The sequence below is a fragment of the Vibrio aestuarianus genome (assembly GCF_028858425.1).
In the GTDB taxonomy this organism is placed as follows: Bacteria; Pseudomonadota; Gammaproteobacteria; order Enterobacterales; family Vibrionaceae; genus Vibrio; species Vibrio aestuarianus.
Window position 1 is genome coordinate 2,323,679 of sequence record NZ_JAKNYQ010000001.1, and the last position, 14,586, is coordinate 2,338,264.

Genomic DNA, 14,586 nt, shown 5'->3' on the forward strand with positions numbered 1-14,586 from the left:
ATGATATTTTGGCCAATAATAACCAGTATCAACATCTAAAAACATGAAGAGAAACTTCTACTTTCTGCTCTAATTAACAACAACAATAGACAAAAAAATGGGGGGAACATTACCATTCATTTTCTGATGGATTAGTGCAGTAACTCCTCTTTATTTCCGAACCAACTTCTGCAACGCAAACTTTACCTTTGCCTGCCTTTTTGGCTTGATACATAGCCCTGTCTGCAATCGTCAGGCTATCACTCAAGTCCATCTTTTCCGTGTCAACGAATGCAATACCAATACTTGCTCCAACATCGTTCACTACTTTTTTTAGTGAAGAGAGCTGCTGGCTAGAAAATAGCGCAATGATCTCATTTGCCATGTTCACGACATCCTGCTCGCTGGCATACTCTTTCGCATAAATAGCAAATTCATCGCCACCGATGCGAGCAACATCATATGCACCTAAGCTTTGTTGTAGATATTGCTCGGCAATAGCTTTCAACTTTAAGCCAAATTCAGCTAGGACGATGTCGCCATAATTATGACCATAGCGATCATTAATGTTCTTAAAATTATCTAAATCGATATAAACAATTGCGCTTTGGTAGTGACGAGTTAACTGCATGGAATGATAAAGTACCGAGTTGAAACTAGAACGGTTAGCTAACTTGGTCAGTGAATCAATATAAGCGAGTTCATGAATACCTTCCTCATGCATTTTAAGTATGTAGTCATCCATTTGAGACTGAAAATAAATCAAAATATGGCACATTCCACTTAATGCAATCAATGTAATGACCAAGCGGATACTCATCACATGAGAATACTCGTAGATCGACAATTGGAAAGCGAGCGTTATAAAAACACCAGTAATAAATAGAAAGGAAAGAAGTAAACCATGCTTAAATTGATTAATAAATATTCCGATTGCGGCAAGCGGATATACCCACATAACCCCTGTACCTTCATATCCACCAGTTACGACAAGGTATAAGCTCAAAGAGTAAATAATCGCAGAGAGGCAAACCAAGCCAACCGTTCGCCAACGTGTCAATAGCCAAACCGTCAGCAAGCCAAAACCCGTATAGAACGCTAAGGTCGTTGCCAGTAACGTTTGACCTTTATAAAAACAATAGCCAGAAAAAACACCAAGAAACACTATACCAAATAGCGTCAAAGCAAAAACCATCATCCGTTGCCGGTGATGTTTTGTTAGAACCACTTCAGATAGTTTATCCGCTACAAAACTGTGAACATCATGCGCCACCGAGATTCCTCTGTAAAGTTCTACCACCAGCCGTTGCTAGCAAGTGATTTCGACCGCTAAATACAACAAAAAATGTGATTTCAGTTCAAAATAACAAAAATGATAGTAACCAAAACAAAAGTAAACCACCACAGCACTATTCACAAAATTATAAATTTTTAAGCAATGAGTTGAATTCATCACACTGGTTGAGTAATGAATTCAACTGCAACTAAAAACCGGCGATGCGGTCTGCTAAATGGCTAACGGCAAGAGCAAAATAATACGAACGATTCCACTTCATCAACACATTGTAATTGTTATATACCAAATAGACTCGACCAGCTTCATCGTCTGGCATGATCAACCAAGCTTGAATATCGTCTGTTAGCGTTGGCAACGGGCGGCCATCATAACGAGTAACGCCTAGCTTGGACCACTCTTGCAGGAATTTGCCTTTTTCTGATTGACGTCCTTCTAGCTCATGGTCAAATCCCTTCGGGATTTTTACTTGGCGGCCCCAAGTGTATTTATCATCCCAACCTGATTGGCTTAAGTAATTGGCCGTTGAAGCAAACACATCTTCTTTAGTGCCCCAAATATCTTTTTTGCCATCACCATTGCCATCAGAAGCGAAGGCCAAAAATGAACTAGGCATAAATTGACATTGGCCCATTGCACCTGCCCATGACCCTTTCATGTCGTCAGCACTGATATGACCTTGCTGTAGAATCTGCAGTGCAGCCATCGTCTCTTTACGAAAAAATGCCTCTCTTCTACCGTCATAAGCCATGGTCGTTAAAGCATCAATAACACTATAACCCCCCGTCAATGCACCGAAATTACTTTCCACTCCCCATAGCGCCACGATAAAACGAGGCTGTACACCATACAGTTTGCCAATACGGCTAAGTTGATCATAGTGCTTTTCATACAAGGCTTTGGCTTGGTTTACTTTCCAGTCTGGCACTGCACGGGGAATATATTCGTCCAGCGTCAATTTTTTTTCTGGCTGATTGCGATCCGCTTTGACCGCACGCGGCTTGTAAGCAACATCTTTGAAAGCATCGCTTAAAATTTGCTCTGAGATCCCTTCACTGCGCGCTTGCTGTTTTAAGCTTTCAACATACTGTTCGAAACTGACTTCATTCGCCATTAACGGCGCAGTAAGACTCAAACCTAATACGACTGACAATAATTTTCTCAAATCGCCCTCCTTGAGCTAAAAACCTAACGGCCTTGTTGCTGAGCTTTTTGCTGTTTGTAGTTTTCAAGTAAATTTTCTGGTGGCGGTGGTAACTGTAAGAAATAACCTTCATTTTCCAAAGACTCTTTCACTTTCTCAATGTTGACCTGAGCAAGTGTCCGTCCTTCTAATTTCACTACCATAACCAAAGTAGGTTTACCGAACATCTGCATCAGCGTGTCAGGGACCTGTGAAAAATCGTCTTTTTTCGGAATATAAAGATAGGTACCTTCTTTTTTTGAGCCTTTGTAGATAGAACAAAGCATGACAACCCTTTCTTGTAATAAATCGGCTTTTTAAGCAGATTAAGTGATAAACGTTAAATTTTCGCCAAATTTGAGATTAATACAAACATTTGGCAGTAGATAACTTGCTGAGCTAAGTGAGTAAATATAACATGACAACCCTAGTTTCAGGCAACGCCCTTTCTAGTGAAGCCATTAGTTATTGAGGTCAAAAATAAGATGTCCAATACTCCTGACCTAAAAGGTAGCAGTTTTACTTTGTCAGTTTTACACCTTTGCGACAATGAAGTTGCCAATAGCATTGAGTTTCTCAAGGAAAAAGTAACCCAAGCCCCAGCTTTTTTCGCATCAGCCCCGGTGGTTATTAATATTGCCAAGGTAATGGGCGAGATTGATTTCATCATGCTAAAACAGGGGATCAGTGAAGCAGGAATGATTCCGGTAGGAGTGACTGGCTGTAAAGATAAACGCAGCCAAAACTTGGCATCAGAAGCCGGTTTTGCCGTGATGAGCGCAAGTAAGTCCCCTGCTCAAGCACCCGCAAAAATGGCACCGACCAAAGTCGTTCGCACTCCAATTCGCTCTGGACAGCAAGTGTACGCTAAAGATGGCGATTTAGTGATCCTAAACCATGTCAGTGCTGGAGCAGAAGTAATTGCTGATGGCTCTATCCATGTTTATGGCACATTGCGAGGCAGAGCCATCGCAGGCGCAAGCGGTCAAACCGAAGCACGAATTATTTGTCACGATTTACAAGCTGAGCTGGTATCCATTGCTGGTAATTACTGGCTTAGTGATCAAATTGAAAGTGAGTTTTGGCAGAAGAAAGTGATGCTCAGCATGGTTGATGACTCACTACACTTCGAAACGCTCACGATTTAAAAATTAACAAGGAAAACATAATGGCACGCATTATTGTTGTAACGTCAGGAAAAGGCGGCGTAGGTAAAACGACCTCAAGCGCAGCCATCGCATCAGGTTTGGCTTTGAAAGGTAAAAAAACTGCGGTTATCGATTTCGATATTGGTTTACGTAACCTTGACCTTATCATGGGGTGCGAACGTCGCGTTGTGTATGACTTTGTCAATGTCATCAACGGTGAAGCTACGCTCAACCAAGCGATGATCAAAGACAAGCGCACAGACAATTTATTCATTCTTCCCGCATCACAAACTCGCGATAAAGATGCGCTGACTAAGGATGGCGTCAAGCGCGTACTCGATGAACTCGATGCGATGGGTTTTGATTTCATCATCTGTGATTCTCCAGCAGGTATTGAGCAAGGCGCGCTAATGGCACTTTACTTTGCCGACGAAGCCATTGTGACCACTAACCCAGAAGTATCTTCGGTGCGAGATTCTGACCGCATTCTTGGCATTTTAGACTCAAAGTCACTGCGCTCAGAACAAGGTCTAGAACCAGTCAAACAGCACCTGCTTCTCACACGTTATAACCCAACACGCGTGACGCAAGGTGAAATGCTGAGTGTGGAAGATGTTGAAGAGATCCTACACATTTCTCTACTGGGTGTAATTCCAGAAAGCCAAGCTGTGTTAAATGCTTCCAACAAAGGCGTACCAGTTATTTTTGACGAACAGTCAGATGCAGGCCAAGCTTACGGTGACGCAGTTGAGCGTCTATTAGGCCAACAAGTTGATTTTCGCTTCGTCACTGAGCAGAAAAAAGGCATCTTTAAACGACTATTTGGAGGTTAAGCACTATGTCACTACTTGAGTTCTTCAGACCACAAAAAAAGACATCAGCTAATCTTGCGAAAGAACGTTTACAGATCATCGTTGCGGAGCGTCGTAGCCAAAGTGACCCAGCACCGACTTATTTGCCGCAGTTGAAAGAAGATATTCTAAAAGCCATTGCTAAATATGTTCCCATCGACCCTTCCATGGTTGAACTGACATTTGAGCATAAAGGAGATGATATTGCTGTGTTGGAATTGAATGTCAAATTGCCAGATGAAGAGAAATAAACTCGGCTTTAAATTGAGTTAAACACTGATCGAGAAAAAGCCTGCTAAAATGCAGGCTCTTTTATTTGCATGGCGCTAGCACCTTAAGCAGTTAACAACACTAACAGCTTAACAACCATAATGTTGTGCAATGTACTGCTCGAACTGGCGGCACATTTCATCGTCAGAATGAGTATTACTGGCTAATTCTTGTGCTCCATCGACAACTTTAATTGTGGCATTGAGTGAGGCTGGTTGAATTTGCGTTCTATCAGCTAGACGCTCTATCTTCTGTAACTCTTGTTGCCATGCTTGCTCAACCGATAGGTTACAGACGTCCGCTAAGTATTTAGCATTGAAACCTTCACCGGTCAGTTTCTCGATGGTTTGATTATGCGACACGCTATTTCCAGCTTGCCAATAATGTTCAGCTAACAATGGGCCAATTTCAGGATTGTCAGTCAGGTAACCGAATTTTTGAGTGAAGAAAGCTCGTGTTTGATATACCGCCATATGTGCCAACAAATATCCTTGATAAGAGCACGATGCTTCATCGGACAATAGATGAGGAATCGCCATCAATGGACGTGGACTGCAAGCCAGACCGAGAATTTTTTGTTCCGTAGCCCGAGCAAGAGCGGTGATACGTTCCGCTGTTAATTCCTCTTCACTTAATTCATACAATGCGCGTTCAAAATATGGCACCACCAAAATGCTACGTTCTTCATATGCTTTAAACGGTTGACGGCTCTTGATCATCGCTTGAATAATTGAATCAGGTACTGGGTTACCTTGAGCATCAAGCGCATAGCTTTTTAGCCAATCAGCATCAGTGAGCAAGCTATCACAGAACATTGATTGTGTTTCAGCATAAGCCATTGAAGTTGGCGCAAACTCTTGAGAGAAACATGGCGCATTCATCTTAACATTAGCGAAATGTGCAGCATGTCCACCTTCATGGAATAAGGTATTAATGCCATCATAACCACTTCCAACTTGGTCAGGTTTTGCATTACTGGTAAAGTTGACCTTCGCCGCAATCCACTTTCCTTGGTCATAAAATGATGGTACGGGGCCATGACAAAAACCATTAGGATACTTGCCTTTGCGATCAAGTAAGTCGAGCGTCAATTCCGCGCCAGAATAATCAATATTTAAACGACCAAAGGATTCAATCCAACGGCGCAACGACTGTGAAAATGGCACGTAAGGGTCTAATTCACGCATCACATCACCGGCAAAAGAATACACAAAATTATGCCCTGCGAGTGCTTGCTCCCCTTTTGCTTGTACCAGCATCGCTAAGCTGCTCTGATGACTATCGCGGGTACGCTGTTCAAAATCATCTAAAATATTAAACAGTTGCTCGGTTGTCATTTTCTCCGTTTTGTTGATTGAATAATCAAAAAAGCTTTTATATCCAAGTGACTGAGCAAACCGATTACGCCGCTTCACTAACTCTAAAAAGCCGTTTTGCAATAACCACTGTTCAAGATCTAGCAAGGCTTGATGAGCACTTTGGCGAACAGCTTCATGGTTATTGGTACGAATCGTCGAGCCAACAACTGGCAATGATCCCTCAATACGTTGACCTTGCTCACTAGTGAATGTCATCACATGGTTTTGTTTTTTCTCAAACAATTCAGCTTCAAATTTAATTAAATCAGCCTTTAACGTTTGAGCGTGTTCTGACTCAATCGCATGCGCTTGAAACATGGCGAGCCAACCATTTAAACCAATAACTGTGTTTTGCTTTTCTTCTTCGTTAGTAATACGTTCCGCTTGAACCAATTGCTGCTTTATTTCAGCAATATGCTCTGCGTCGCTGAGAAATTGCGTCCAACGAGTTTGAGCTTGAGTCGAGCCTTGATGATCCTCACTGATACCCATATAGGTATCCCAAAAGAAATCTTCTTTCGTGCGATGAATGGCAAGATAACGTTGGTTCAAATCATTAAGATAAGCTGTTGCTGTCATTTTGATCCTTAAAATGGTTGGCCTTGAGAAATTAAACAAGTTTATTAAGCTTTTCACCTAAGATAGGTAAACGCCAGCCTTGCATAACATCCGGTAATTTTTCAGGGTTTCGCTCTTTCTTCCACACCCAACTTAACAGTTGATTCAACTGTTTTTTCGATGCCAAAAACTCTGTCGCTAATCCTGTTGTTTGAGAAACCGCTTTGACTTCATCTTTCAACTTTTTAAACAGTTGTTTATAACCTGGGTAGTCCATCAACGGTTCGATTTGAGGCGGATATTGGTCAGCAGGGATTTGTTGCCCCGCTTTGACCAAGGCGATAATTTTATCACTATGGCGACGAATCCCTCGTGGGTCAGCCCCCTCCTCAATCATACGATTAGGGTTAGTCAGCCCCAAGCGAGCGATGGTGAGCAAATCGGCTTCTTTAACCACAAAATTTAACGCTAAATCTCGGCGCACCGCTTCTTCATAACGCCACGTTGCCAACGGTTTCAGAATTGCCAACTGTTTCGGTGATAGCTGCCATGCCCCTTTAAGATCAAGATAAGCAAATTCAGGATTGGTATTCTTAATACGTTTAACCGTGAGCAGTTCTGATTCTTGCTGCGCAGCATCCCACCAGCCAGCTTGAGTCACTTTTTCCAACAGTTGTTGATACATGGGTAATAAGTAGAAAACATCAGCGGCAGCGTAATCTAACTGCTTTTGCGATAATGGACGGGCAAGCCAGTCAGTTCGCGACTCACTTTTATCCAACTCAACCCCAACAAATTCGTTCACCAGCGCGGCAAAACCGGTGGAGAGTCCATGACCTAAAAATGCCGCCATCACTTGCGTATCGACCATAGGGAAAGGAACACAACCAAATGCGTTGTGGAAGACTTCTAAATCCTCACCGCAAGCATGTAGCACCTTTAATACAGAGACATCTTGCAACAACTCAACAAACGGAGCCATATCATCAAAAGCCAATGGGTCAATTAATGAGAGATTCTCACCGTCGTACAACTGGATAAGGCCGAGCTGTGGATAAAAGGTACGGACACGGACAAATTCGGTGTCGAGCATCACTAAGTCTGCATCACGTGCGGCAAGGCATACTCGCTGAAGGTCGTTCAATTGGGTAATGATTTGATAATTCACAAATGGCTCACTTTGGGCAGCCCACGATGGGGGACATAAAAATGCCGACAATTTTGTCGGCATTCTATCATTATTTTCTATTGCTGGCTTGACGCTTATGCTCGCTTTGCTTCCGCTTGCTGAGCTTCATTTTCTTCGCGCAATACTCGGCGCAGAATCTTACCAACGTTAGATTTAGGTAAGTCTTCCCTAAACTCAATCAATTTAGGCACTTTATAACCCGTCAAATGCTTACGGCAATGCGTAATAATTTCGTCTTTGGTTAGGCTAGGATCTCGTTTGACAACATAGATTTTCACCACTTCACCTGATACTTCGTGTGACTGTCCAACCGCTGCAACTTCCAACACCTTGCCATGCAGGGCAACGACATCTTCAATTTCATTTGGATAAACATTAAAACCAGAGACTAAAATCATGTCTTTTTTTCGGTCAACAATATACAGCATGCCTTGTTCATCAAACTTCACAATATCGCCAGTAGATAACCAACCATCCGCATTGATGACTTCTTTTGTCGCTTCAGGTCGCTGCCAATAACCTTGCATCACTTGTGGTCCGCGCACTTGCAGCTCACCCACTTGGTCATACGCTAAGACATTACCTTCATCATCAACAATACGGACTTCAGTCGACGGCACTGGCAAACCGATAGCACCAGAATAATCACTCAAATCATAAGGGTTACCGGTTACCAAAGGAGCACATTCAGTTAAACCATAACCTTCAAGCAAATGAATCCCGGTTACTTTTTTCCACTGCTCAGCAACAGCGCGCTGCACTGCCATACCGCCACCTACTGATAACTTAAGATTTTTAAAATCAAGTTCATGGAAATCTTCGTTATTGACCAGTGCATTAAAGAGCGTATTCACCCCAGTAATGGCAGTAAAAGGGTATTTTTGCAGTTCTTTAATAAAGCCTGGAATATCTCTTGGGTTGGTAATCAAAAGGTTGCGACCACCCATTTCGACGAACAGCAAACAGTTTACGGTTAATGCAAATACGTGATACAGCGGTAATGCTGTCACCACAAGCTCGCGCCCTTCAGCTAAAACAGGGCCATAAGCACCTTTAGCTTGCAGTACGTTGGCAATCATATTTCTGTGGGTCAAGATTGCACCTTTCGCGACCCCAGTAGTGCCACCGGTGTATTGCAAAAAGGCGATATCATCACCCGACATAAATGGTTTCACATATTGCAGACGACGACCTTTATGCAATGCTTTACGCATTGAGATTGCCCCTGGCAGATCGTATTTTGGTACCATCCCTTTGACATATTTCACAACGAAATCAACGAGCGTACCTTTGGCTCTTGGTAACATCTGCCCAAGGCTTGTGAGTACCACGTGTTTAACCGGGGTGTTATCTACGATTTGCTCTAACGTGTTGGCAAAGTTAGACACAATAACGATGGCTTTTGCATCGGCATCATTGAGTTGATGTTCAAGTTCACGAGGGGTATACAGTGGGTTAACGTTAACTGCAATCATGCCTGCGCGAAGTACACCAAATAATGCAACGGGATATTGCAGCAAATTTGGCATCATCAACGCTACTCGATCGCCTTTTTTCAGCTTTAGCTCATTTTGTAAGTAAGCGGCAAAAGCACGGCTGCGCTCTTCCAGTTTACGGAACGTCATCACTGAGCCCATATTCATAAAAGCGGGCTGGTCGGCATATTTATGGACAGATTGTTCAAACATTTCCACCAAAGATGGATACGTATCTGGATTGATGGTTTCCGGTACGTCACTTGGGTAACGTGAAAGCCAAGGTTTATCCACGGTAATACTCCTCGTTATTGGCTGCTGCTCTACGGCAATATTTTTATTTTTGCTATTACAGCACAGCCAAAGCGTATGAGCACGAAACACTCAAACACTTGTTTAAATTTTGTTAACTAAGCCAAAGATTAGTTCTGCGACTTGCGAAGGTTGTTCAAGATGGCAATGATGACCACCAGAAATAGTGAACATTTCACAGTGATTATTGGTTAAACAGTCACAATTTTGCTTTAAATAGCCAAAACCTTGATCGCCAAGAATGACCCGATGTGGACATTGGACTTGCCCTGAAAATTGCCGAGCATGCTCAAACGACATCCTAAATAGTGAGTCACTATTTAACTTTACGTCGTGCCGCCAAACCCACTGTTCGCCTCGCTGTTCTATTCCTCGCTCGACAACAGGACGAATCAATTTCGTATCCAAGTGATTGACTGCTGATCGGCGAGCTATCGCATCTTCCAAGGTGGGTAGTGAACGTTTTGGCTTACGTCGGATCCGTTGTCGACTCAGCACACCATTACGTAACCTAGTTACGCTTTTATCTGGCGATTCAGCTAGTGGCCCCACCCCTTCAATTTGAATTAATCCTGCGACTTGCTCAGGAAAGGCGGCACTATAGCAACTTGCGATTAAAGCACCAAGAGAATGCCCAACCAACACTAACCTGTTTGGTGACAAATTAAGCAAAAGTTGGTAAATGTCGTCAATATAGTCGTGAAAAGGGTAAAAATTGTCGTTTGATTTATGGCTTGATAGGCCATGACCAGGCAAATCGATTGCGCAAAGGTGTGCGCCAGAAAGCCGCCAACTTAACTCATTGATAGTAGTTAAAAAACTGGATGAGTTATCTAGCCAACCATGTAAAAAAACGACCGAGACTTCGGCCGTTTGTGCATTGCCAATTTCCTGTGATGCAATGTAACCTTGCTCAAGGAAATAACGCTTTTGTTGAATGTTCATTTGACCTGTTGAACCACACGACCTTCTCGGGAACTTGGGGCTCTTTGACGGCAGTATAGACCATTGCACAGTGATAAATAGGAGCCGACTTCATTAACAATGACCCGTTCCTCAATACGCCACAAATGAGCGCCTTTGACCGCCATTACAGGAAAGGTATATTGATATTCACCCACTTTCTTTTGCTCTGCGGGCGAACCAACCCCAATAACCGTAATCAAACGACCGTTAGCATAAGTAACAGGATCGACAAAACCGTCGATGTAACCAACAAAGCGACCTTGAGGCTCTTGACTAATATCGGGCTTTCCAGATGAACTAATCGGTAAGTTCACCACCTCAATACGCGTTTGATTAGTTAAGTTCGTGACATTGGCAATCACACCGCCAAGCCGAACTTCACTGCCCACAGCAGCTGAGCTATTTACCCAACTGCTGTAGTCGGTAAACACATTCTCACCGCTTGCTTTGAGGTTTTCCGGCAAACTAGAACAGGCGCTAATTAGAAACACGGAAGATAAAAGCAGTAATATTCTACCAATACAGGAGTGACGAAGTAGCTTGTTACTAATTGGTGTTTTATGGATAAAGGTTCTATGGGTAAAAAACCTTTTGCTCGCAGCGCGCATGATAATGACCTTATTATGTTAGATGTAAATGTCGACCCCAAGCATCTGAGCAAGTTCCTCTTTTTTTGCTTGATTCATCACATCCATATACTCTTCCATCGCTTTTCTGGCTCGCCCTTCGGGTAAATCATATTCTAGGGTTGCGCGCTGAATATCAGCTTCTTGTACTTGACGAATCGAATGAGAAACAGCATTAGCCACCTTGGTTGTTTGACCAACCGCAGCTTTAGTATCGCCTTTTCTTACCTCATTTTTCTTATTTGCTCTATTGGTCTTATTAGACCCCGGCACTATCGAAGGAGGTAAACCATTAATTGAAACCATACTGTTCCTGTTCTATTTGAGTAGGATTGGCATACAACCCTACTCACGGTGAATCATTCGCGGCCAGGTAGTTTTTTCCAAGCCACTTTGTCTCGTAAATAGACTGGGCTAGACTCTTCCACCGATGTGGTATTTCCCTTGGCAAACTCATACTGTGCAAGATAAACAATATCTTGCGCATCTGGGTAAAGTACTTCGCCCATTTCACGAACAATGGGGAGTGATTCCAGCTCCTCGGCATACGCCGCCCAACCAGTACCTGCGCAACCCCAAGTTTTATCATCTGCCGCTAACTGCTGGCTTAGCACACTCGGTGGAATCACGCATTCGCTGTCGACTTCACTCCAAGAGCCATCTTCTTGACGCTGGTAGCGCCCCCAATACACTTCACTCATTCTGGCATCAATAGCACACGCAACCTGTTGATAACCGTGTTGGCGATAGGTACCTTGCGCCATTGCTGCCAAGGTTGAAATACCGATCATTGGTAAGTCGGCACCAAACGCTAAACCTTGTGCAATTCCAATGCCAATGCGCACTCCGGTAAAACTTCCCGGACCACGACCATAAGCTAATGCATCCAGTTCTTGTAAGCGGATGCCTGCTTCTTTTAGAACCGAATCGACCATTGGCAGGATTTTTTTGGTGTGATCACGTGGTGCAACTTCACTGCGAACATACAGTTTGTCGCCAACCATCAATGCAACAGAACAGTTTTCTGTTGCTGTGTCTAAGGCAAGAATTTTTGCGCTCATTACTATCTCTAATTATTTTGTGTTGTTACTGAAATCTGACTAAGGAAGTCTTTCACTTTATCCAAATCTCGCGTACGAGGAATGGGCGGTAAACTGGCAAGGAATACCCCACCATAATCACGGGTCACTAATCGGTTATCACAGATGATGAGCGCCCCTTTGTCGTTCTTGTCTCGAATCAAACGCCCTACGCCTTGTTTTAGCGTGATGACCGCGTCTGGTAATTGTACTTGAGAAAATGGGTCTCCGCCTCGCAAACGGCAATCTTCAATTCGCGCTTTTAATAGCGGATCATCAGGTGCGGTAAACGGAAGTTTGTCAATAATAACACAGCTCAAGGCGTCACCTCTAACATCAATCCCTTCCCAAAATGCGCCAGTTGCCACTAACAACGCGTTCCCTAGCTCCATAAACTCCGCTAAGGTTTTTTGCTTACTGGTTTCCCCTTGTAAAAGTACTGGAACCGTTAGTACTTCTCTAAAACGCTCTCCTAATTCGCGCATCATATTGTGTGAGGTACATAAGAAGAAACAGCGCCCTTGGTTTTGTTCTATAACAGGCGCAAGAATTTGCACCAATTTATCCGCCAGCCCAGCACTATTGGGTTCTGGTAAATAACGTGGCACACACAGCTTGGCTTGCTGCTCATAATCAAACGGGCTCGGCAAAGAAAATTGCGCCTGCGGCTTCAAGCCTAAACGATGGGTAAAATGGCTAAAATCATCGTTCACCGCCAACGTCGCGGAGGTAAATATCCACGAACCTTGCTTGAGTTCTATCTGCTCATGAAACTTATCCGCCACAGAGAGGGGGGTAATATGCAAACTAAAGTGACGCGGTGTCGTGTCATACCAATAGGAATAACCGGTAATAGAAACATCACACACTCGGTCGATACGCCCTTTAATGAGGTTAGCTCGCTCAAATGCGGTATCTAATAATTGACTACGCCCTAAAGCCAGTTTCAGGACATCAATTGCAAAATCTAAACTCTCGCGCAATCGACTTAATTCACGTGCAACAGATGGGGAAGATAAGGCTTCACGCCAATTGCCTCTAAAACCCGGTTCGCCCAATACAATACGCAATTCCATCGCCGATTGAGTTAGTTTATCGCCTACTTTTTGTAACTGGCGCATGTCCTTAGCTTCAGTGCGATAACCGATTTCAATATCTTTCGCTAGCTCTTGAACTTGGCGACTTGAGACAGACTGACCAAAATATTGACTGGCAATATCTGGCAATTGATGTGCCTCATCGAAGATGAACACCTCCGCCTCAGGGATTAATTCGCCAAATCCGGTTTCTTTGATAGCAAGATCGGCGAGGAAAAGGTGATGATTAACCACAACCACATCAGCATCCATCGCCTTTCTTCGCGCTTTGGATACAAAGCAATCAACGTAGCTTGGGCACTCTTTACCTAGGCAGTTATCATTGGTCGAGGTAATAGTTGGGATAATTAAGCTATCTTCAGGCAGTTCATCGCATTCGCCCAAATCACCGCTTTTGGTCTCTGATGACCAACTACGAACTTTAACCAATTGAGTCAACAATTGCGGATCTGCTTCATTGGTGTGACTTTCAATCATTTGTCGGCTTAATCTATCAAGGCACAAATAGTTCGCACGACCTTTTAACAATGCGACATTGCCAAAGAAACCGAGAGCATCAACCATTAGCGGTAAATCTCGGTGAAAAAGCTGTTCTTGTAGGTTTTTAGACCCCGTACTAATGATGGTTTTTTTACCACTGAGCAATGCCGGGACAAGGTAAGCGAATGTTTTCCCCGTTCCTGTTCCCGCTTCAACCACTAATTGTGATTGCTGGGTAATGGCCTTGGCCACAGCTTCAGCCATATCAATTTGTGCTTGTCGTGCTTGAAAACCAGGAATGGCTTTACCGAGTGCACCCTGCGAAGAAAAGGTTTTTGCGATCATCTAAAAATAGGGGTAAGTATTCGTTGCGGGGCATTATGGCAGGTTTCATGAATCGGCGCGAATCGAACGATGACTCACGCCGGTTAGGGATGTTCTATTTGCGATTGAGGTAACGTGACAGCCACATCGGCGCTTCATAGCCACTTTCCGCTTGGGTCATTGCTTTAGCTGCGTCGGCCGGTGATGCTCGGCTCTCCCACATGTCTTCCAAGATAATTTCATCGATCTGCTGATCGCCCATCAATGCACTCACTCTTTCGACGTACAGTTTACGTGCAAGGAGTTCTTTATCCATAAATACCGCCTTAAGACTCTCATGAAGAAGAAAATAAGCTAAAGCCTAACGGTTAACCCGTTTATTTATTGAAACCAACTT

The 14,586-nt window shown here is 43.5% G+C and carries 15 protein-coding genes; 3 read left to right on the forward strand and 12 right to left on the reverse strand.

Annotation, left to right across the window (positions count from 1 at the left end; genetic code table 11):
- Nucleotides 1-109 precede the first annotated feature (109 nt).
- The 3 genes from MCT08_RS10615 to MCT08_RS10625 all read right to left on the reverse strand — a co-directional run bounded on the left by MCT08_RS10615 (nucleotide 110) and on the right by MCT08_RS10625 (nucleotide 2,743).
- Nucleotides 110-1,252: a GGDEF domain-containing protein gene (locus tag MCT08_RS10615; protein ID WP_274678385.1), complete on the reverse strand. Its 1,143-nt coding sequence runs from the start codon at nucleotides 1,250-1,252 to the stop codon at nucleotides 110-112.
- A 211-nt stretch (nucleotides 1,253-1,463) separates the two neighbouring features.
- A complete protein-coding gene (locus MCT08_RS10620) occupies nucleotides 1,464-2,438 on the reverse strand; it encodes a lytic murein transglycosylase (RefSeq protein WP_274678386.1) in 975 nt (324 codons plus the stop codon).
- A gap of 23 nt (nucleotides 2,439-2,461) precedes the next feature.
- Nucleotides 2,462-2,743: a YcgL domain-containing protein gene (locus MCT08_RS10625; protein ID WP_053310150.1), complete on the reverse strand. Its 282-nt coding sequence runs from the start codon at nucleotides 2,741-2,743 to the stop codon at nucleotides 2,462-2,464.
- A gap of 198 nt (nucleotides 2,744-2,941) precedes the next feature.
- On the opposite strand from MCT08_RS10625, the gene minC reads away from it, so the two are divergent.
- From minC to minE, 3 genes are read left to right on the forward strand one after another with little or no spacing between them, the layout of a single operon-like run.
- Entirely contained in the window at nucleotides 2,942-3,604 is a 663-nt protein-coding gene (gene minC / locus MCT08_RS10630; protein WP_274678387.1) for a septum site-determining protein MinC, read from the forward strand.
- A gap of 20 nt (nucleotides 3,605-3,624) precedes the next feature.
- On the forward strand, nucleotides 3,625-4,437 hold the full coding sequence (minD, locus tag MCT08_RS10635; protein WP_168522763.1) for a septum site-determining protein MinD: 813 nt from the start codon (nucleotides 3,625-3,627) through the stop codon (nucleotides 4,435-4,437).
- Nucleotides 4,438-4,442: 5 nt separating this feature from the next.
- On the forward strand, nucleotides 4,443-4,706 hold the full coding sequence (gene minE, locus MCT08_RS10640; RefSeq protein WP_053310153.1) for a cell division topological specificity factor MinE: 264 nt from the start codon (nucleotides 4,443-4,445) through the stop codon (nucleotides 4,704-4,706).
- Nucleotides 4,707-4,814: 108 nt separating this feature from the next.
- Here minE and MCT08_RS10645 read toward each other — a convergent pair whose 3' ends face one another.
- The 9 genes from MCT08_RS10645 to MCT08_RS10685 all read right to left on the reverse strand — a co-directional run bounded on the left by MCT08_RS10645 (nucleotide 4,815) and on the right by MCT08_RS10685 (nucleotide 14,505).
- A complete protein-coding gene (locus tag MCT08_RS10645; protein ID WP_274678388.1) occupies nucleotides 4,815-6,662 on the reverse strand; it encodes a M3 family metallopeptidase in 1,848 nt (615 codons plus the stop codon).
- A 31-nt stretch (nucleotides 6,663-6,693) separates the two neighbouring features.
- Entirely contained in the window at nucleotides 6,694-7,809 is a 1,116-nt protein-coding gene (gene rnd / locus MCT08_RS10650) for a ribonuclease D (protein ID WP_053310452.1), read from the reverse strand.
- Nucleotides 7,810-7,904: 95 nt separating this feature from the next.
- Nucleotides 7,905-9,599: a long-chain-fatty-acid--CoA ligase FadD gene (fadD, locus tag MCT08_RS10655; protein ID WP_274678389.1), complete on the reverse strand. Its 1,695-nt coding sequence runs from the start codon at nucleotides 9,597-9,599 to the stop codon at nucleotides 7,905-7,907.
- A 102-nt stretch (nucleotides 9,600-9,701) separates the two neighbouring features.
- Nucleotides 9,702-10,556 carry an alpha/beta fold hydrolase gene (locus tag MCT08_RS10660; RefSeq protein ID WP_274678674.1) on the reverse strand — a complete coding sequence of 285 codons (855 nt, stop codon included), beginning with the start codon at nucleotides 10,554-10,556 and terminating at the stop codon, nucleotides 9,702-9,704.
- A 2-nt stretch (nucleotides 10,557-10,558) separates the two neighbouring features.
- Nucleotides 10,559-11,191, reverse strand: a complete 633-nt coding sequence (locus tag MCT08_RS10665; protein WP_261915672.1) for a Slp family lipoprotein — start codon at nucleotides 11,189-11,191, stop codon at nucleotides 10,559-10,561.
- Nucleotides 11,192-11,209: 18 nt separating this feature from the next.
- Nucleotides 11,210-11,515, reverse strand: coding sequence for a hypothetical protein (locus MCT08_RS10670; RefSeq protein WP_053310157.1), 306 nt, complete (start codon nucleotides 11,513-11,515; stop codon nucleotides 11,210-11,212).
- A gap of 53 nt (nucleotides 11,516-11,568) precedes the next feature.
- Entirely contained in the window at nucleotides 11,569-12,270 is a 702-nt protein-coding gene (tsaB, locus tag MCT08_RS10675; RefSeq protein WP_168522773.1) for a tRNA (adenosine(37)-N6)-threonylcarbamoyltransferase complex dimerization subunit type 1 TsaB, read from the reverse strand.
- 8 nt (nucleotides 12,271-12,278) lie between these two features.
- Nucleotides 12,279-14,210 carry a DNA repair helicase YoaA gene (gene yoaA / locus MCT08_RS10680; protein ID WP_274678390.1) on the reverse strand — a complete coding sequence of 644 codons (1,932 nt, stop codon included), beginning with the start codon at nucleotides 14,208-14,210 and terminating at the stop codon, nucleotides 12,279-12,281.
- A 94-nt stretch (nucleotides 14,211-14,304) separates the two neighbouring features.
- Nucleotides 14,305-14,505 (reverse strand): hypothetical protein, encoded by a 201-nt coding sequence (locus tag MCT08_RS10685; RefSeq protein WP_053310160.1) that lies wholly within the window; start codon nucleotides 14,503-14,505, stop codon nucleotides 14,305-14,307.
- Nucleotides 14,506-14,586: the final 81 nt, after the last annotated feature.